At 43.8% G+C, this 19,139-nt stretch carries 14 protein-coding genes; 7 read left to right on the top strand and 7 right to left on the bottom strand.

Going from position 1 to position 19,139, the window contains the following annotated elements; all coding sequences use genetic code 11:
* Positions 1-340: 340 nt before the first annotated feature.
* From ACLGGO_RS10655 to ACLGGO_RS10680, 6 genes are all read left to right on the top strand, one after another.
* A complete protein-coding gene (locus ACLGGO_RS10655; RefSeq protein ID WP_446419290.1) occupies positions 341-1,642 on the top strand; it encodes an RNA-guided endonuclease InsQ/TnpB family protein in 1,302 nt (433 codons plus the stop codon).
* A 35-nt stretch (positions 1,643-1,677) separates the two neighbouring features.
* Entirely contained in the window at positions 1,678-3,075 is a 1,398-nt protein-coding gene (locus tag ACLGGO_RS10660) for a serine/threonine protein kinase (RefSeq protein ID WP_446419291.1), read from the top strand.
* A 61-nt stretch (positions 3,076-3,136) separates the two neighbouring features.
* Positions 3,137-4,147: a serine/threonine protein kinase gene (locus ACLGGO_RS10665; protein WP_446419292.1), complete on the top strand. Its 1,011-nt coding sequence runs from the start codon at positions 3,137-3,139 to the stop codon at positions 4,145-4,147.
* A 23-nt stretch (positions 4,148-4,170) separates the two neighbouring features.
* The gene (locus ACLGGO_RS10670) at positions 4,171-5,340 is read left to right on the top strand and encodes a serine/threonine protein kinase (RefSeq protein WP_446419293.1); all 1,170 of its coding nucleotides are present in this window, start codon (positions 4,171-4,173) and stop codon (positions 5,338-5,340) included.
* A 502-nt stretch (positions 5,341-5,842) separates the two neighbouring features.
* A complete protein-coding gene (locus tag ACLGGO_RS10675; protein WP_446419294.1) occupies positions 5,843-8,107 on the top strand; it encodes a WD40/YVTN/BNR-like repeat-containing protein in 2,265 nt (754 codons plus the stop codon).
* A gap of 287 nt (positions 8,108-8,394) precedes the next feature.
* Positions 8,395-10,302: an ArnT family glycosyltransferase gene (locus tag ACLGGO_RS10680; RefSeq protein ID WP_446419295.1), complete on the top strand. Its 1,908-nt coding sequence runs from the start codon at positions 8,395-8,397 to the stop codon at positions 10,300-10,302.
* 12 nt (positions 10,303-10,314) lie between these two features.
* On the opposite strand, the gene ACLGGO_RS10685 is transcribed toward ACLGGO_RS10680, so the two are convergent.
* From ACLGGO_RS10685 to ACLGGO_RS10695, 3 genes are read right to left on the bottom strand one after another with little or no spacing between them, the layout of a single operon-like run.
* Positions 10,315-11,172 carry a sulfotransferase family protein gene (locus ACLGGO_RS10685; protein ID WP_446419296.1) on the bottom strand — a complete coding sequence of 286 codons (858 nt, stop codon included), beginning with the start codon at positions 11,170-11,172 and terminating at the stop codon, positions 10,315-10,317.
* A gap of 31 nt (positions 11,173-11,203) precedes the next feature.
* The gene (locus ACLGGO_RS10690; protein ID WP_446419297.1) at positions 11,204-12,145 is read right to left on the bottom strand and encodes a glycosyltransferase family A protein; all 942 of its coding nucleotides are present in this window, start codon (positions 12,143-12,145) and stop codon (positions 11,204-11,206) included.
* Between the two features lie 54 nt (positions 12,146-12,199).
* Entirely contained in the window at positions 12,200-12,322 is a 123-nt protein-coding gene (locus ACLGGO_RS10695) for a hypothetical protein (RefSeq protein ID WP_446419298.1), read from the bottom strand.
* A 268-nt stretch (positions 12,323-12,590) separates the two neighbouring features.
* Here ACLGGO_RS10695 and ACLGGO_RS10700 point away from each other — a divergent pair, with 268 nt between their 5' ends.
* The gene (locus ACLGGO_RS10700; protein WP_446419299.1) at positions 12,591-12,938 is read left to right on the top strand and encodes a hypothetical protein; all 348 of its coding nucleotides are present in this window, start codon (positions 12,591-12,593) and stop codon (positions 12,936-12,938) included.
* Positions 12,939-13,082: 144 nt separating this feature from the next.
* Here the strand turns inward: ACLGGO_RS10700 and recG are convergent, their stop codons facing one another.
* The 4 genes from recG to rpsB all read right to left on the bottom strand — a co-directional run bounded on the left by recG (position 13,083) and on the right by rpsB (position 19,139).
* Positions 13,083-15,563 carry an ATP-dependent DNA helicase RecG gene (gene recG / locus ACLGGO_RS10705; protein ID WP_446419300.1) on the bottom strand — a complete coding sequence of 827 codons (2,481 nt, stop codon included), beginning with the start codon at positions 15,561-15,563 and terminating at the stop codon, positions 13,083-13,085.
* 48 nt (positions 15,564-15,611) lie between these two features.
* Positions 15,612-16,454 carry a hypothetical protein gene (locus tag ACLGGO_RS10710; protein WP_446337843.1) on the bottom strand — a complete coding sequence of 281 codons (843 nt, stop codon included), beginning with the start codon at positions 16,452-16,454 and terminating at the stop codon, positions 15,612-15,614.
* A gap of 1,064 nt (positions 16,455-17,518) precedes the next feature.
* Positions 17,519-18,133 (bottom strand): translation elongation factor Ts, encoded by a 615-nt coding sequence (gene tsf, locus ACLGGO_RS10715; RefSeq protein WP_446337842.1) that lies wholly within the window; start codon positions 18,131-18,133, stop codon positions 17,519-17,521.
* A gap of 94 nt (positions 18,134-18,227) precedes the next feature.
* Positions 18,228-19,139: a 30S ribosomal protein S2 gene (rpsB, locus tag ACLGGO_RS10720; RefSeq protein WP_446419301.1), complete on the bottom strand. Its 912-nt coding sequence runs from the start codon at positions 19,137-19,139 to the stop codon at positions 18,228-18,230.

Here is a 19,139-nt window from a genome sequence, read left to right on the forward strand (position 1 = left end):
GAAAACACGGGGAAGCTGGGGGAGCATATCATCTCCTGAGAAAGGATCAACCGATAGGAATAGGGTTAAAGTAGAGAAATAGGCTTGATCAGCTATCATCCGCAGGAGCCTCACGCTGAAATCTTTGATGAGCGCGTTGATCCGAATGCGGGATCTGCCCTTGGGGGTTCAATGCCCCTGAGATAGACAAAGCCCTAATGTATTCCCTTAACACATCACTCTGAGTCCTTTCTGTGATGCGGCAATATTACTCAAAGTGCTGATTTTCTCTATCGGATATGCGAAGAGATATACTTTTTATCTATTGCAAAATTACGTACACCTGCAATACAATAGTAGCATGAAACTTGCTCACCAGTTCAAGCTATTGCCGACCTATTTGCAGCGTTGCCGCATAAATAAGTGGCTCGATATGCTGCGCTGCCAATACAACTATCTGTTGGCAGATAGGTTCGACTGGTGGCAGATGAACCGCTGCTCTGTTAATACTTGCCCATTAATTTGTAGTATTGCTAAACCCAGAGAACAACCTGAATACTATGGTCAGAAACGCTCTCTGGTATCTCTCAAAAAAGAGAGGGAATGGTACGCGGATATTCACGCTGATGTCCTACAGGACATGGTGAAGCGAGTAGACCTGGCGTTCAAAAGGTTTATAAGGGGAGACAGCAAAGGTAAGCGTAGCGGCAAACCAAGGTTTAAAGGTAAAAACCGTTACCGGACTTATGCTTACTCTAGAGTTAAACCTGATTGCATCCAGGGTAATCGAATCACTTTACCTAAGCTAGGTGAGGTTAAATTAATCCAGCATCGCCCTATTCCCGATGGGTTTACCATTAAACGAGCTTATGTTACAAAAAAGGCTGACGGCTTCTATGTGACTTTAACCTTAGAAGATAAATCTGTACCTGATACTCCAACCATCGACATCCAGCCAACTGAAGCCAACAGTATCGGGGTAGATGCTGGGCTAGAATATTTCATTGCTTGCTCGGATGGTGACACCAAAGAGCCTCCTAGGTTTTACAGACACTCTGAAGAAAAATTAGGGAGACTTCAAGCCAAACGGGAATTAAGACCGAAAGGCTCGACCTCCCGTCGTAAGCTCAACGAGCGTATAGCCAAGCTTCATCAAAAAATTGCCAGACAGAGGAAACAATGGCATTTTGAGTTAGCTGGCGAATTGGTAAATAAGGCGGATGTCATCTTTATCGAAGACTTAAAAATTGCTAACCTGATCCGACGCAACAAGCCTAAACAAGCTCTTGATGGAACATTCCTGGCTAATGGGCAGGCTGCCAAATCGGGTCTAAACAAAAGTTTTGCTGATGCTGGGATAGCTGGGTTCCAGAATGAAATCTTGCCTGACAAAGCCGCGAAAGCTGGTAGGCAGGTGATTAAGGTTAACCCAGCAGGTACATCTCAATATTGTGCAAATTGTCTAAACGAAGTTCCTAAAGAATTATCTGATCGCTGGCACAGTTGCCCTCATTGCGGTATCCAAATGCCACGGGATGTTAACTCTGGGATACTTATTAAAAAAGTGGGGTTGGGCGTTCGCCTCACTATAAAACGCGAATCCCGTAAAGGGAGGAGAAGCCTACAGATTAGCCCTGAGCGTAGTCGAAGGGCTAATCTTTGATTGACTGTAGGAGTACGTCACGACTTACACGGGAAATGCTGCAAGCACAACAGGTCTTATGCGATCGCTATCACCTTCACCATCCCTTTGGCAATAACCCTGGACGCCAAACTTGGTTGGCGTTTGACCATTCTGTATCCCCGCCAGAATCGGTGATTGTTAAGCTGTTGGCATTTAACCCTCAGATGCAGTGGGATGAGTTTAAGTTGTTTGAACGCGAAGCCCAGGTTCTCCAACAGCTAACCCATCCTCAAATTCCCCGCTATCGGGATTATTTTTCTTTGGATAGCCAGGTAGGAGGGGGCTTGTATTGGTTCGGATTAGTCCAACAATGCATTCCGGGGACTTGCTTACGGCAATTATTGGATCAAGGGAAACGGTTCAGCCAAGAGCAAGTGAAGGGTATTGCTGAATCGGTGTTAGAGATTCTAAGTTATTTGCATGGCTTACAGCCTCCGGTGCTACATCGGGATATCAAACCCAGTAACTTAATTTTGGCGGATGATGTGTCCATATATCTGGTCGATTTTGGTGCGGTGCAAAATCGGGCGGTGACAGAAGGGGTAACATTTACGGTGGTGGGAACGACGGGCTATACTCCCTTGGAACAGTTTTGGGGAAAGGCTGTACCCGCCTCGGATTTGTACGCTTTAGGCGCAACCTTAATTCATTTACTCACTGGGATTACCCCGGCTGACTTACCCCAACAAGATTTACGGATTCAATGGAGCGATCGCGTTTCGGTTGATCCCCAGTTGATTCGTTGGATAGACGCCTTGAGTGCACCAGATTTAGACGAGCGATTTAGGAGCGCGGCTGAGGCGCTCTTAGCGCTGAATCACCATCGTTATCCCCAACGTTCCCTAACTAATCTACCTCAACCTAAGGGTAGCCGCGTTCAGCTGAAGAAATCACCCCAGCAGCTTAGCCTGAAAATTCCCCAACCCAAGCGATCGCTCCTGGATATTCTCAAACTAGGGGGTGACTTACTGCTCACGGCTTGTTCACTCCCGCTTTTATTACTATTCGGGTTAATCTTTTTAGGATTAGGCATCGGACTATTTTCCACGTTATCCCAGAATGGCACGTTATTTCTTGTCCTGCTCCCCCTGGTTGCGTTTATGGGATGGCTCTGGCGGGATACCAACCAGGAGTTAGGCAAAGTGCAAGATGAAGTCGCCTATAATTTGCGTCATCTGTTCGGGTGTTATTGTCTTGACTTGACTCAAGAACATTTCATTATTGAACGAGAACTGTTTGGGTTAACCTATCAGCGTCATATCGGTCAAGTTGCTGACATCAAAAGCATCCAATTGATTCCCTTTACAGAGATCCGGCTCGAAAATTGGATGATTTCCTATTCCTTCGGTGAAACCTTAACCGAAAACGAGCGGCGCTGGCTAGTTCAGGAACTTCAAGGATGGCTTTTCTGAATTATCAATTATCAATTATCAATTATCAATTCCCTGTTTCTTATCTAATCAGGAATAAAAAATGATAAAACAACTGTTAGCACAACGTTATCAACTCGAAAAAAAATTAGGACAAAATGCAGGGCGTCAAACTTGGTTAGCCCAAGATATTTGCCTGTCACCGCCGCAACCCGTCGTGGTGAAGCTGTTAGCGTTTAATCCTCAGATGCATTGGGATGAGTTAAAGCTATTTGAACGAGAAACGCAAGTTCTTCAGCATCTTAATCATCTCCGAATTCCCGATTATCGCGGTTCCTTTACCATCGAAAAGCAACTGGGCGATGGGTTACCTTGGTTTGGCTTAGTCCAAGACTATATTCCTGGGGACTCTTTGCAAACGCTATTAGATCAGGGAAAACGATTCACAGAAGCGGACGTTTGTCAAATTGCCGAGAGTATTTTAGAGATTCTTATTTATATGCATGAACTCTCGCCCCCTGTATTTCACCGTGATATTAAACCGAGTAATTTAATTTTAGGTCAGGATGGACAGATTTATCTGGTTGATTTTGGTGCCGTACAAGACCGAGCAACAGCAGAAGGTGTAACATTTACAGTAGTGGGAACCAGTGGCTATGCACCACCAGAACAACTTTGGGGAAAAGTGGTTCCCGCCTCGGATCTCTATGCATTAGGGGCGACATTAATTCATTTGTTAACGGGAATAGCACCGGCTGATTTACCCCAACATCAGATGCGCTTACAATTTAGCCATTGTGTCAATCTCACTCCCCATTTTTCCCAATGGTTGGCACGTCTGACAGAACCGGCACCAGAACGACGGTTTATTGGGGCGCGTCAAGGGCTATTGAGTTTAAAATCAGGTGAAGATTCGCTGAGAAAGCCTGGACAGCCTCGCGTGCGTTATGGTCGTATAGCTGGCTTGACCTTACTCCAGTTGATCATTGCCAGTATTGCACTCGGTCTGATTTTGCCCAATTTTTTGGGAACCAGACAAACTCAACCCGTGGACGCCAAAGATGATGTGAGTTTGATGAACCGCACCCAGGTAAGGGTTAGATTAGAGACATAAGTCTTTAACTAATCCAAGGCGATATGCTACACCAACAGATCTTACGCGATCGCTATCAGCTTAAGCAAAAATTGGGTGACAATCCTCGGCGTCAAACCTGGCTGGCAGATGATATAACCCTATCTGTGCCTCAACCCGTGATTGTGAAACTCTTAACCTTTGGCGGTGAGGTGCAATGGGACGATTTACGGCTATTTGAACGGGAAGCACAGATCCTCAAACAGCTAAAGCATCCCCGCATACCCAAGTATAGAGACTATTTTCACATCGATGAGCGATCGCTGTGGTTCGGCTTAGTGCAAGACTATATTCCTGGCGTTTCCCTGAAAACCTTGATGAGTCAGGGTCAGCGATTTATTGAAGCCGATATCCGTAAAATTGCCCGCGAACTCCTGCACATTCTCCAGTTTCTGCATCAACTCAATCCCGCCGTACTCCATCGCGATATCAAGCCCAGCAATGTGATTTGGGGTGAGGATGGGCATATCTATTTAGTCGATTTTGGTGCGGTGCAGGATCGAGCAACCACAGAAGGTGCTACATTTACCGTAGTGGGAACTTATGGCTATGCTCCCATGGAACAGTTTGGCGGTCGGGCAGTTCCCTCCTCTGATCTCTATGCCCTCGGCGCGACGCTGATTCATCTGCTCACAGGTACAGCCCCGGCTGATTTGCCCCAACGGAATTTACGCATTTGCTTTGAAGACCGAGTGAACCTCAATCCCAGTCTAGTCAGTTGGATGCAAACCCTAACCGAACCCGCACTAGAACAGCGATTTAAAAGTGCTGCTGCTGCCCTCAACGCCCTGGAATCGGGTAAGACAATGCGCCATTCTATTCAACTGACTCCCACCGCCTTTATTAACAATTCAGGCTGTGGCGGTTTATTTGACGCCTTAATCCCTGTCCCCGATGAAATCAAAGGCTGGAATTGGGGTGCGTTTTTCATGCCCTACTTGTGGCCCCTCACCAATAAAGTTTGGATTGGACTGTTGGCATTAGTCCCGCAAGTGGGATGGTTGATGGCAATCGTGTTAGGCGCGAAGGGGAATGAATGGGCTTGGAAAAGTAGAAAATGGCGCAGCATTGAGCAATTCAAAGCCCATCAACGCGGCTGGACGATTGCCGGACTGTTTATTGGTATACCTATGGCATGGATATATATCGGATTACTTGCCATGTTTATCCTGTAACCTTTAAGGCAACTGATGCTTTTCTCCCGCCTGATTACGCTGTTCACTGTGAACATACCACAGGTATTGTGTTAGTCTCATGCCTACTTCACAGAAACGTTAAAAAAATTAACAAAATTTTATTTCCATAAACTTTGAACATCTGCTAAGGTAGCATCACTTAGCCCAATACAAGTTGTCAGACCTTCTCAACGGATAGGAGAGGAGAAAGTCAAAACTCATCCATAAGCAAGCCATTAAGAGGCTGGTAGCTTAATAAAAGCTATTGGTTTTTAGTTTTCAATGCAAGTTAGGGGTTAGACCGATGACAAAAAATAGTCAACTTCCGTCTACGGCTTATTATTATTGAAGCATTTCCTGTTTTTTATTATTTTTTATTTCCCTTGGGGTGTATATGTTTTTTAAGAGTGGGTTGAAATTTACTCAAAACAATAGGCAAAAGGTTCGGCTTTTGCTGAAAAGGGTTGTTATAGGGTTCTTCCTGGTATTGACGATTTTCTCTTTGACAGCAAAACCTGCTTTAGCCCATAGACCTCATGATGTTGTCACTCAAGTTGATTTATCTCCGAAGTATGAGCAAGATCAAGCATTATTTATTATAGTGCGGAGTAGTTTATTTAAATCAACGGACGGAGGTTCTTCGTGGCAAAGAATCGTTAATGGCTTGGATAATATAGCGAATTTAGCGGGTTTATCTATTTCTCCAACCCGTCCGGTTCTCTTTATGTCATCCTTTGGAGACGGGATATATAAATCCTCAGATGGGGGAGATTCATGGCAAAACGTAAATAACGGATTAGACAATTTAAACATTGAAGTCTTAGAGATAGATCCCAACGCTTCGGATTTCGTTTTAGCAGCCGGAAGTGAAGGTGGACTCTATAAAACCGATGACGGCGGTGCAAACTGGAATAAAGTTCTAGATAACCAGAATAAAATTAAGACAATTAGCTTTATTCCGAATGATACAAATTCAATCGTTATTGGAGATAAGGAAGGGAATATCTATGTGTCAGGGGATCGCGGTGAAACCTGGCAAATGAATTCTCCTGTTGAAAATAGTGGCGCCATTACAGCTATAGCCGTTTCACCCAATTTTTCCTCAGATCAAACTATTTTTGTTGGCACAGACAAAGGCGGTGTACTTCAAACAACTGATTTGGCAGACTCATTCACACCCTTAAATCAGGGATTGTCTGACCTATCCGTCCAAGATATTGTCATTTCACCGAGTTATGCCAACGATAAAACTCTATTTGCCTCAACCTGGAATGACGGCTTCTTTTACTCACAAGATAAAGGAAAGACGTGGAAAAAATCGAGTCAAGGTTTGGTGAAAGATAGTCAAGCCGATGACATGAAAAGTCCTCATTTCACGGATTTGAGTGTCTCTGAAAACACCCTGTTTTTAGGAGGATTTGATGGTCTATTTAAAACTACAGATAGTGGACAGACGTGGCAACTTTTAGAAACCTTATCCCCCAGAACAATTGTTGCTCTAGCAGTATCTCCTGATTATGCAAATGATTCAACAGTCGCTATTGCTCCTTACGTGGGTGATCCGTATATCAGCAACGATGCTGGAATGAACTGGACTCAGATGTATAAAGGGTTAGAAGCTCCTTATTTAACCCAAAGTTTTGAAGAACCAACACAAGATCCGCGACGGTTTTTCGATATTGTCTTTTCTCAGAATTACCGTTCTGATAAAACTCTATTTGCCACCTTATTATGGGATAATTTTTTAAGATCGACTGATGGAGGAAAGCATTGGCAGAGAAGTCAACTTCCAAAAGTTCCTAAGTATTCTACAAGGGGAATGACCATCGCCACTTCACCAGCCTTTGACTCCGATAAAACTATTTACTTACTCACCCAGCAAGGTGTTATTTACAAGTCAACCAACGCCGGAAAAAAATTCTCAGTTCTCAGCAAAATTGGTAAAGACTTTAGTAATGAAACAGCGTCCATCGTCATCTCTCCAGATTTCCTATCTGATCCAACTCTTTACGCATCTAGTTCTGATCCTGGAGTTTTTCAGTCTAGTGATGCAGGTAAAACTTGGCAATCTGTTAGTGAAGACAGTGGTTTAGGTGAAACTAGCAGTATCCGCTTGGCCATTTCACCGAATTACAAGGCGGATCAAACTGTTTTTGCGGGGACTGACCGAGGACTTTTTGTAACAACCAATGCTGGAAAAATATGGGACAAGTTATCGAGTTCTGCTGCTATCGAAAACGGCTATATAGAAGGCGTCGCCATATCTCCGAATTATCAAAACGACCAAACCTTGATTGTTAGCGTCAGGGGTAAGGGATTATTTAAGAGCGTTAATCGAGGACAAAGCTTCACACCAATTGGGAATGATAACCTGGCATTTGCCAGAATGAATAACGTCCCCTGTGCTGGTATACCCATCCAGTTTTCACCCGCCTACGCTACGGATAATACCCTATATGGCTTTGGGTCAGCCCAAGCAGAAATCTTTAAATCAACCGATGGCGGTAATACCTGGGCAATAATGGAACTTCCAGAACATGAAGATCAAGAACCTGGATTACTCACGTCTGTAAGTCTGGCATTTTATGTTTACCGGGGTCAAACGCTGAGGTTGCTACTGTCTCTAATCGCGGCTTTATTGGCTTACTTTGTTTTAGGATATATCGGGTTAGAAAAACGATTGCCCTTGAAGAAAATACAGATACAGGCATTGGGGACGTTTATCGTATTTCTGGGATCGGTAATTGTCTTGTTCAAAATATTATAGATGGTACATACTTACTCATCTTAAGTAAAGCGTCAACTCCCATAGTATCATTCATGTCCGGTTGAATACACACCTAGGTGGAGACAAGCCAGAGGGCAGATTCCTATCTTGTCTCCGATTCGTGAAACCATTAAATCGAAAAATATGGTGCTTCAGCTTATTTATATGATTTAAGGTAACACGATTAAAAAACAAAAAGCTATGATATTACGAGGAAATTAATGATGTTCAATGTATTGCCACTGTTATCCCTTATTTTTCTACTATTGATTTTTGCATCCTCAAAAATGAATTGGCGTGATTCCTTGTTATCGGCGCTCGTTACCTGGGGAGTAATTTTAACAGCCATCACTGAACTGTTGAGTCTTCTAAAACTTTTGACTTTTGGCTGGTTGCTCGTCCTTTGGTTAGCCATTGATATCGGACTGATTGCCACATATTGGCGGTTTTATGGTCAAAAGAACTACCTAATTAGCCATTTCAAAAACCCCTTTAAAAAAATAGTTAAACTACCGTTTTTTTTACAGCTACTAGTTGGCGGTGTTACCTTAATTGTTGCGGTAGTCGGTTTAATTGCTATCGTAGCGCCGCCTAACCACTCCGATTCAATGGAATATCACATGAGCCGTGTTGTTCATTGGATGCAAAATCATAGTCTGGCTCATTATCCCACAACTACTCTAGAACAGCTCTATCAAAATCCCTGGTCAGAATTCGCCATCACCCATTTTCAGATTTTGAGTGGTGGCGATCGGTTTGCTAATCTGATTCAATGGGGCAGTATGGTAGCTAGCCTGATTGGAGTATCCTTGATTGCCAAACAACTGGGCGCTAAATTACGGGGGCAAATTCTGTCTGTTGTTTTTTGTGCAACAATTCCGATGGGAATTCTTCAAAGTTCTAGTACAAATAATGACTATGTTGTGTCGCTTTGGCTGGTGTGTTTTGCGTACTTTACACTTTTGACTCTCAGGGAGGGAGCGAATCTAGCTAATACCTGCCTGTTAGGTGCAAGTTTGGGTCTAGGAATTTTAACAAAAGGGACAGCCTATCTCTATGCCTTTCCTTTTTGTCTGTGGTTAGCGTTCTGGGGGATTAAAACACTGCGTTGGCGAGTTTGGAAACCTGTGCTTATCGTCTTAGCGATAATGATGGCGATTAATCTGAATCATTACATGCGTAATTTTTCGCTTTTTGCATCTCCTCTCGGTCTATCGACGGGTGAAACGAATAAAGAGTTTACTTTAGTTATCTGGATATCCAGCCTGAGCAAAAACTTATCTTTACACGCTGATTTTGTTCGGTATTTTGGCTTAGAAAAAATAATCGCACCAACAACGGGTATCACGAATAAACTCATTCAAATATTACACCAAATTTTAGGGTTAGATATCAATGATGTTCGGACAATGAGTCCGAAAGTATCTAAATTTTATGTTCCCGCATTATCTACCTATGAAGATACCGCAGGTAATCCCGGTCATTTATTATTAACTGGCATATCTTTTTTGCTTTTAATAATTAATAAACAATTGAGAAAAGACTCACGTTTAGTTGCGTATTTTATTGCTGTATTTGCTGGATTTTTACTCTTTTGTTTTCTATTTACTTGGTCGCCTTGGCGTTGCCGACTTCATTTGCCAGTTTTTATTCTATTCTCTCCATTTGTGGGAATAGTTTTATCAAAATCTTTAAATTATAAAATTACTAATGTTATAGCCGTTCTTCTCATCGTTCTTTCCTATCCGTGGGTTTTGCAGAATTCAACTCGACCTCTATTAGGAAAGAGTAGTATTTTGGCAACACCCAGAATTGATCAATATTTCATCACTCAGCAACAATTCCAAACCCCTTATGAAGCAGCCGTTAAGGTTACCCAATCTCAAAGTTGCTCGAATATTGGCTTGATGCTAGAAGGTACATCGTTTGAATACCCCTTGTGGAGACTTTTTCAGCAGCATCAGCAAGAGATTAGGATTCAACATATTAATGTGACTAACGAGTCAGCTCAAGTTCGTACATCTCCTAGTATCAATTCGGAACCCTGTGCAATTCTGTCAATCGCGACGAATAAGACAGGGGATGAACAAGAAAAAGAATTAGCTAAGGATGAAATTATTTACACAAAATATTGGTCTAAAGATTTTTCCAAAGGTTCAGGACAGGGAAGTATTCAACTATTTCTAAAAGAATAAACAATTTTAATTTTATAGTTTGTTATTAATTGTGCTGCAATATTCCGATAAGGTTTCAGAGCATTTATCGAAGTGTAGCCTTGCTTTATCGATTAACTCGGCAGAAATAATATTTTCTAACTTTCTCTGATTTCTGATAATACGACCCGCTTTAATATTTCCCTTATGATCGCCGACATTTGGCATTCCCGTTGTTCTGAGAACTTCATATTGCTCGGAAAAATTTTCTCTGGTTTCTAAAACTTGCTTTAAAGCCATAAATACAGAATCAGTATGATTTAAGAGTTGCTCATAAGTCAAAAACATACTGCGTTTTTTGCTGTTGATTAGCTGAGCATAGCTGACTAAACTTGATAAGCGTTTAATGTAGTAGTGGTAAGCTGTTTCTTCATCCCAATGGGGTTTTAAGTCCATAATACTGGCTAGACTTCTCTGGGGTTCTCTTAAGAGAAACAAAGCGTAGATTTGCTGAGATTTTAGAAAATCTTCCGTTAAAAATTTATTGTTATGTAAAACTTTATCTAAAACATATTTATGATTCATCTGTAACTTGTTCAAGTCTTCCAGTTTAGTGAATTCTCGTGAATGTAAGTAAACTTTCAAAAATAAATTTTTAAAATCTTGTTCGGAATCATATTGAATATGGGTTTCTCCATATCCGATAATTTCGGAATTAGAATTTAACAGATGAGTGAGTAGCGATGAACCCGATCGCATGTGGCTGAGAATAAAAAGAATTTTGTACGGTTGCGCTCGTCCAAGGATGGTGTACGGATCAGCAAGGGTGTTGATCCGAAAGTGAAAGTATCCAGAAACCAGATCATTTTTATACAGTCTAATCCGGTGACGTAGTGTTTGCATTTGTTTCATGGTAAGCCAACTGAATCGTTACGAATATCATTTATAACCAATGCTCAAAAATAAGATCATAATACCCTGCTTGTTCGGGCGGATACCACCCTTTCTCAATCTTATCAATAAGTTTAGGGAGCGCTTTTATGAATTCTGGCTCCCGATTTTTGGGGTGAACAGTCCAAGCTTTGGGTGAATCCAGCACCGCTCGAACATAGGACGTTTCTTCCAAGCGATTTGATACCATAACTTCCCAAGAATCTAATTGTCCTTTTCCAGTTAAATAATTTAGTTGGGTTTTTAATGATATCGGTAATCCATTCAATACCTTATTTTTGTAAGTTCTCCAGAAAATCGGAAGTGGAAGTAAGCTATCAAAACGTTTGCGATCGCTCAGATAAACACGACTGCTAAAAAACTTAAATTTATAGAATCCCTGCGGATCTCGTTCGTAAGAAACCCGCTGATTGATTTCACCATCATCTTTGGGTGAACCAGTCAGAGGTCTAACTGACATCACATCTGGATGGTTTTGCAGTAATTTAATTCCCTCTTCTATCCAACTGTAGTCTGGTTGCTGGTGAATCAGCATATCACTATCAAAGTGAACCACGTAGTCTCCGGGAACTTCTTCAATGGAGAAAATTGTGCCGAGGATTGGATAGCCTTTATAGTTATGGCTCTGGCGTATCCTCGTCCCAAAATGTTTTTGATAGATCCGTTTTTGGTAATCCGGGGAGTAATCAATATCAACAACTTTGTCAACCACACCCGCCGCGAGTAGCTGATCACAATAGTTCCGGAGTTGTTCCAGGGTTCCCACACCCGGACGATTCACTTTGTCACCGGACAATGGGGCTGTATCTACGGCTAAAAGACGTTGAGTAAACGGAAAATTACACATCCTCACAATATGAGGAATTGTATGCATCATGAATGGGATATCAGTTCGCGCCACCATAATGGATAGGGAACAGGTTGCAGATACCATTAATTAATTAATCAGTAAACACCCTTTCCCTATTATAAACTGAATTCGATTTCTCTAACCACGACGGATCAAGTCCGCTGGTTCAATGTCGCCGTGAATCACCTGCTGTTGGCGAACAAAGGCTAAGACCTGTAAGATATCCTTAAGGAGTGCGATCGCTTCTGATTCACTAATCAATTTTCCAAAGCGGCGATGTTTGATCGCACCATCCCTTGCATCATTAAGGTTTTGCTGCTCATTGGCTCTTTTAGTTGTTGCTAAACCACCGAATTTGTTCTAGTTTTTATTAGCACTCCATGTCATTGAGTGCTAATTTTACGACTCACTTGAACTTGCCCTCGACCGTTAAATAAAATTTTTATAAAATTGTTCACAATGATAATCTAAAATCAATCGCTTTGATTATTATTGGGGATAAAGGCTGTAAAAGTAGAGGTCGAATCCTATGAACTATACATTTGATATCCTAGGCGTTTCGCCCGTCTTAGAATTTTTTAATCATCAACAGCAGGTTAGTCAAAAAGCCACCGCCCTAGGTGTTGAATACTTAGGAACCTATCAATGTACCCTGGACGCCTTCTTAGAATCGGTTGAAACCGTTCCGACTCAGAAAGGATGGGATATGGATAGAGCGGTGGATACTGTAATTCAATTTTGGATGAATCACCCGGAGCGGATTCGCTACTGGAAAGATCGTCTAGAGGGTGCCGGGAACGCCAATGTACTGGTGTCACGAATCGCAGATATGCCGTCGCTCAAAGCCCAGTTTAACTCGCTGTTCAAGGAAAACTAAAAGGCAGAAGGCTCTAGTCCAGTAGGTTGGGTTGAACGATAGTGAAACCCAACACCATAGCAGAATTATAGCAATCGCCATAGCGGTTAGGATGCATCATTTATGTAGAGACCAAACATGGACGGTTTCTACAACAGTATTCCTTTAGGTTAAAATCGCCCCACCCATTAACTTAGAATACCGATAGTCCAACTCCGCCTTAATTAACGGCAAACTCTCTAACGCCTTATCCTCAAGCACAATCTTCTCCGCCGCATCTCTTGCCAAATTCAACACCTCTTGGTCTTCTACCAAACTGGCTAAGGCAAAATCCGCCAACCCCGACTGACGCCGCCCTAAAACCTCCCCAGGACCGCGAAACCGCATATCCATCTCCGAGATAAAAAAGCCATCCTGGGATTGTTCCAACACCCCCAAACGCTGACGCGCTGTATCAGTTTTCGACCCACTCATTAATAAACAATAGGACTGATGGGAACCCCTTCCCACACGCCCTCGTAATTGGTGCAACTGTGACAAGCCAAACCGTTCCGCATTTTCAATCATCATCACCGTCGCATTCGGGACATCTACCCCCACCTCAATCACCGTGGTGGAGACAATAATTTGCGTCTGATTATCCCGAAACGCATTCAGCGCCTCATCCTTTTGCGCCGAACTCATCCGCCCATGTAATAATCCCACCTGAAACTGTGGGAAAATACTCTCAGATAGTCGCTGATGCTCCTCTACTGCCGATCGCACATCCAGTTTTTCTGATTCTTCAATTAAAGGTAGGACTATATACGCTTGACGCCCTTGGGCAATTTCTCGACGCATCAAGTCATAAGCGTTTTGGCGTTCTTTCCCGGTTAATACTGTGGTGTGAATCGTTTGGCGTCCCGGCGGTAACTCATCAATCTGACTCACATCCAAATCCCCATGCAAGGTTAACGCCAGTGTCCGAGGAATCGGTGTAGCTGTCATGGTTAACACATGAGGGGATTGTCCCTTTTGTTGCAACTGCGCCCGTTGTTCCACGCCAAACCGATGCTGTTCATCAATCACCACCAATCCTAAGCGCTGAAAATTCACGGGGTCCTGAATTAATGCATGAGTTCCTACCAACAGGGGTAATTCCCCGGTTTCTAACTGGGAATGGATTTCCCGGCGCTTCTTCACCTTCACCGAACCGGTTAGCAATTCGACGGGTAGATGGAGTAAATTAAACCAACTGACTAATTTACGATAATGCTGTTCTGCTAATACTTCCGTTGGTGCCATTAATGCGGCTTGATACCCCGACTGAATCGCCGCCAAAATCGCAATCACAGCTACCACGGTTTTCCCCGAACCCACATCCCCTTGGACTAAACGATTCATCGGACTCGATTTTTGTAAGTCGTTGAGAATATCGTTGACCACCCGTTTTTGGGCACAGGTGAGTTCAAAGGGCAGCAGGTGATAAAATTGTTCAACGAGTTTCCCCGTGGGCGCGAGAATGGCACTGGATTGAATTTGCTGCTGCATTTTCCGCCGCTGGAGAAATCCTAACTGTAAATAGAAGAACTCATCAAAGACCAAGCGGCGTCTGGCGCGGCTGAGGGTATCTGTATCTGTGGGAAAGTGTAAATTCGCGATCGCATCACTCACGCCCATCAAATCATACTGCTGGCGCATCCCCTTCGGCAACGGTTCTTTCAGTTGATTCACTGCGGGTAACGCCGCCATCACCGCCTGTCTCACCCAATCGGCGGGTACCCCTTCCGTTAAAGGATAAACGGGCATAACTCGACCAATTTTTAAGGAGTCAATACTCCCACCCAAATGGTCTAAAACCTCAATTTCTGGGGTATCTAGGGTAATCCCATACTTATTCTTTTTCACTAACCCTGACGCCGCCACAATCGCCCCCGCCGGATAGCGACGCTTTTGTTGTTCTTGCCAACCGCGATGATTGTAGCGATTTCCGGCAAAGAAGCGATTCAGTTTAAGTTGACCGGTGTTGTCTTTAAGTAATAACTCAAAAATCGATAACTTTTTATTCCGAGGGCTGGTAAAACAGTTACAACGCTTCACCGTACCCACCACCGTTACCGTTTCCCCGGCGACTAAATCCTTAATATTCACCTGACGGGCATAATCAATATGATCCCTCGGATAATAGTAGAGCATATCTCGCACCGTATATACTCCCAAACGCCCTAAATAATCACTGCGGCGACGACCAATATCGGGTAACTCGGACAAAGGTGAGTCCAGGGTACAATTGACGTTTAACGTTGATGTTTCCGCAACCAGAGGCGTAGTCTGGGGGGATTTAACGGTTGGGGTTTGAGGCGGATGAGTCTTTTCCCATTCCCGACGCTGAATTTCCTGTTGCAGCTTGTGGAGAAACTGTCGTGTATCAGCTACCAGATGTTGACGGTCTTCAACAGTCTTATGATCATAACGCCCAAACTCAGCCGCAATGGACTGCCATTTGCGCCGTTCCACAGGTAGAAGTCCGTCTGGTGTTTTCCCTAAACTGAGGCAGAGAAATTCACTAAAACGGTACTGATTCCCCTGCAAATCAGTAAAGCCCTTTTCTGCTTCGACAGAAAGTGCTTTTTGTAATCGTGTCCAATCTGGAAATTCTGTACCCACAATTTCTGAATTATGAATGACAAATGACCAATAACCAATGACGAATAACTAATCCTCAAACCAACTCGCACGCCATGCGGCTTCGGCTTGAACCACTGTCCACTCCCGTTGTTTTTTGCGATACTGTTGCTGAAATTTAGTGGTATGGGCAATCAGGTGCCGAATTTGATTCCGCACTTTGACTAATTGCGGTTCAGTAAACTCAATTTCGGATAGGCGCAGGTTAACCGCAACAATTCGGGTTAGGGTTGTATCATCGTCATCATCCGACCTTTGGGTTTCGACTAAAAGGTTGAGTAGATTTGAACCGGGACTGCTTTCACCCGCCGCATCTGCTTTGGTTGCCGCTTCCAGGACAGTTGGTGGTAGTTTATCGGGAATAATACCCTCTTGTTGTAAAAGATGATTGGTCTTCACGGAAACAGTTTGCAAGGTGAGAGCAATTTTATCTTCTAGCATCTCTTGCCACTGTAGCAGTTGATTGGGCAGAATCGGTTTTTGTGGGGCTAGGGCTGAATCTGGGGAATGGTTTGCTGTGGTTTCAGCCGAGGATTCCGTTGACTCCGCTATGGGTTCTAAATCCTCGTCTTCCAGGATTGATGATAGGTCTTGAGGAAGCTGTAGGTGTAAGATTAACTCCTCTTGTCCTTCCTTACCAAGCTGACGCAAGGCTTGCTGTAGATTTTGGCGCTGATTGAAGGACAAACTTAAAAATGCGTCTGGATAGCCTTGAGTACAAACCTGATAACTTGCCTGTTTCAAATGTTTTTGCACCGTTTGCCCCAACAGGGTCACATAGGTGGCGTAACTGTCGTGGAGTTGGGAAGCCAGATGTGCGCTCGCTTCCTCCATCTTAGCTAAATCCTGCTCAATGCGTTCAACTGCGTTCACTGTCATTTGCCTTGGGCGATATCAAAATGTAAGTATTCAACCGAACATGATATTATCCCCCGACGAAGTTGACACCCCTTATTGACACTCCCCCGCTTAAAATACGGGGAATTCTTGAGCTAATCGTTGCCCTTTCGAGTCACCTCTAATTAGGTCTTACACAATTATGTCCTACCCGAAGCCAACTCGAATATCACTTAATATCTAGAACTCCACTTTTTCGGGTAGCTCTCCAAGCTTTTACCTAAATTAATTAGGAAGTTTCCGTATGCCCTACGGTACTTATTAACTATTTAGTTTTTACAAAAATGCTATTCCGACTGAGAAAATCGGCATTTTACGAATTTTGGCTCGTTTGAAATCCTAGCAAGACCAATTACACCATTTATGTTTTTCAGAAGGTTTTTATGTATACAGAGTTATCACCTACAAACTCTGTTTCTCACGTCACTATTGTACCTAAATCCAACAAAAAAAGCAACTAAAGTTGCTAGGCTAAACGCCTTGCTTGGTTTCATCCCTCGGATAAATCACGAGGGAGCCTGCACCATCGCTTATCTGTAAATATTTGTAAAATTTTATTCAAGGAATTAAAGGCTCACATCCCTAACTACGAACTCGCTTAATTTAATTGCACAGTTGAACCCAACATCTACCCAAAAATTCAGTCAATTTTAATACATTTATCGCCTGAATATGGGTGGGTTACGGCGGATAGTTTCTTCAATTCCACCTAACCCACGATGGCGGCGTGGCACACCTAAATTGATAGATTAGATTCAGCTTGTAGTAAGGGTTAAATCCCTAGATTCCGCCCTAGTAACATGCGCCAACCCAACCTACAACCTATTCCAACATTTTAGCTGTGTCAGTCCACTACGAGATTGAAAATTTTTTCCCACAAGGGCAGGGCGCAAGCCGACACCCCACATTCTACTTTCTCTAGAAATATAGAGACGTTACCTGCAACGTCTCTATATTTCTGGTGGACACCACGATACACAAGAGTTGAGTGTCTATTTTGGTTGACCTGTCTGGGCGGCTACTTCTTGAGCGAAGTGAGTTTATTCTGATTCAATCCCCTCACCCAAAACATAACGGGTAAAGCGGCGTACTTGGATATTTTCCCCCAACAGGGAAATGGTTTCTTTGACCAACTCTTCGACGGACTTGCTTTGATCCCGGATGTAGGGTTGATCAATTAACGATAATTCTTTCAACCGTTTCTCAATCCGACCCTGAACAATCTTCTCCTTAATATTATCCGGTTTCTTTGCCAGGTCATCGCGCCCCATTTCAATTTCTTTTTCCCTTTGGGCAACAGCGGCTGGGATATCGTCCACAGACACATACTCGACATTCGGACAAGCCGCAACTTGCATCGCGATATCCTTAACCAAGGCTTGGAATTCCTCGCGACGGGCAACAAAATCCGTCTCGCAGTTAACTTCCACTAAGACACCAACTCGTCCCCCCGTGTGGATATAGCTACCGATAATTCCTTCAGCCGCCACCCGACCGGATTTTTTCTCGGCTGAAGCAATCCCTTTCTGACGTAGCCATTCGATGGCTTTGGTCATATCGCCGTCATTTTCTTTGAGCGCTTTTTTGCAGTCCATCATGCCTGCGCCAGTTTTTTCTCGTAACTCTTTGACGAGTTTTGCTGATATTTCCGCCATCTTGCCTTTATTCCTCCTTTGTTGTTTGTCAGTGCCAGTGAACAACGGACAGATAACCCCAGTGTATCGGGTAGACCTACAAATGCATCATTGCTTATTCTTCGCTGTCCTCGTCCTCCTTGGCGCTGTCCTCGTCCTCCTTGGCGCTGTCCTCGTCCTCCTTGGCGCTGTCCTCGTCCTCCTTGGCGCTGTCCTCAACTTCCTCGGCGCTGTCCTCAACTTCCTCCATGTCTGACTCAAAGGAGTCCACATCGTCGCTGTAATCGTCTTCCATCTCGTCTAGGGCTTGGGCAAACTCTCGCTCCTCTTCGTCTACCTCCAGTTCACCGTGACGCCCTTCATAGATGGCATCGGCTAACTTGCCAATAATTAGTTTAATCGACCGAATCGCATCGTCATTCGCGGGAATCGGAATATCGACCACATCCGGGTCACAATTCGTATCAAGCATCGACACCACGGGAATGCCGAGTTTTTCACACTCTTTGATGGCATTGTATTCCCGGCGCTGGTCAATGATGACGACAATGTCGGGGATTCGCCGCATCATTTTGATGCCACCCAGATATTTTTGCAGCTTACCCAGTTCACGGCGCAGTACTGCTGCTTCTTTTTTCGGCAAGAGGTCAAGAGCACCACTTTCTTCGCGGCGTTCGAGTTCTTTGAGTCGTTCAACCCGCCCTTTAATCGTTTCCCAGTTGGTCAACATTCCACCCAACCAGCGTTGGTTGACGTAGTACGCGCCACAACGACTGGCTTCTTGGGCAATAATTCCCGCCGCTTGCCGCTTTGTACCGACAAAAAGACAGCGTTTACCTTGCTCTACAGCGGTTCGCATATAGCTGTAGGCTTCTTCCATCAACTGGGCAGTTTGCACCAAGTCAATGATATGAACTCCATTTCGGGCAGTATAAATGTACTGATCCATCTTCGGGTTCCAACGGCGGGTCTGATGACCAAAGTGAACCCCTGCCTCCATCATTTGAGCCAAAGAGACGACTGGCAT

Origin of the sequence: Coleofasciculus sp. (assembly GCF_046565525.1) — a bacterium.
In the GTDB taxonomy this organism is placed as follows: domain Bacteria; phylum Cyanobacteriota; class Cyanobacteriia; order Cyanobacteriales; family Coleofasciculaceae; genus Coleofasciculus.

What these genes read in the sequence shown, in the direction of transcription:
- ACLGGO_RS10655 (WP_446419290.1), top strand. Translation starts at nt 341, where the DNA reads ATGAAACTTGCTCACCAGTTCAAGCTATTGCCGACCTATTTGCAGCGT.
- ACLGGO_RS10660 (WP_446419291.1), top strand. Translation starts at nt 1,678, where the DNA reads ATGCTGCAAGCACAACAGGTCTTATGCGATCGCTATCACCTTCACCAT.
- ACLGGO_RS10665 (WP_446419292.1), top strand. Translation starts at nt 3,137, where the DNA reads ATGATAAAACAACTGTTAGCACAACGTTATCAACTCGAAAAAAAATTA.
- ACLGGO_RS10670 (WP_446419293.1), top strand. Translation starts at nt 4,171, where the DNA reads ATGCTACACCAACAGATCTTACGCGATCGCTATCAGCTTAAGCAAAAA.
- ACLGGO_RS10680 (WP_446419295.1), top strand. Translation starts at nt 8,395, where the DNA reads ATGAATTGGCGTGATTCCTTGTTATCGGCGCTCGTTACCTGGGGAGTA.
- ACLGGO_RS10685 (WP_446419296.1), bottom strand. Translation starts at nt 11,172, where the DNA reads ATGAAACAAATGCAAACACTACGTCACCGGATTAGACTGTATAAAAAT.
- ACLGGO_RS10690 (WP_446419297.1), bottom strand. Translation starts at nt 12,145, where the DNA reads ATGGTATCTGCAACCTGTTCCCTATCCATTATGGTGGCGCGAACTGAT.
- ACLGGO_RS10700 (WP_446419299.1), top strand. Translation starts at nt 12,591, where the DNA reads ATGAACTATACATTTGATATCCTAGGCGTTTCGCCCGTCTTAGAATTT.
- tsf (WP_446337842.1), bottom strand. Translation starts at nt 18,133, where the DNA reads ATGGCGGAAATATCAGCAAAACTCGTCAAAGAGTTACGAGAAAAAACT.
- rpsB (WP_446419301.1), bottom strand. Translation starts at nt 19,139, where the DNA reads ATGCCAGTCGTCTCTTTGGCTCAAATGATGGAGGCAGGGGTTCACTTT.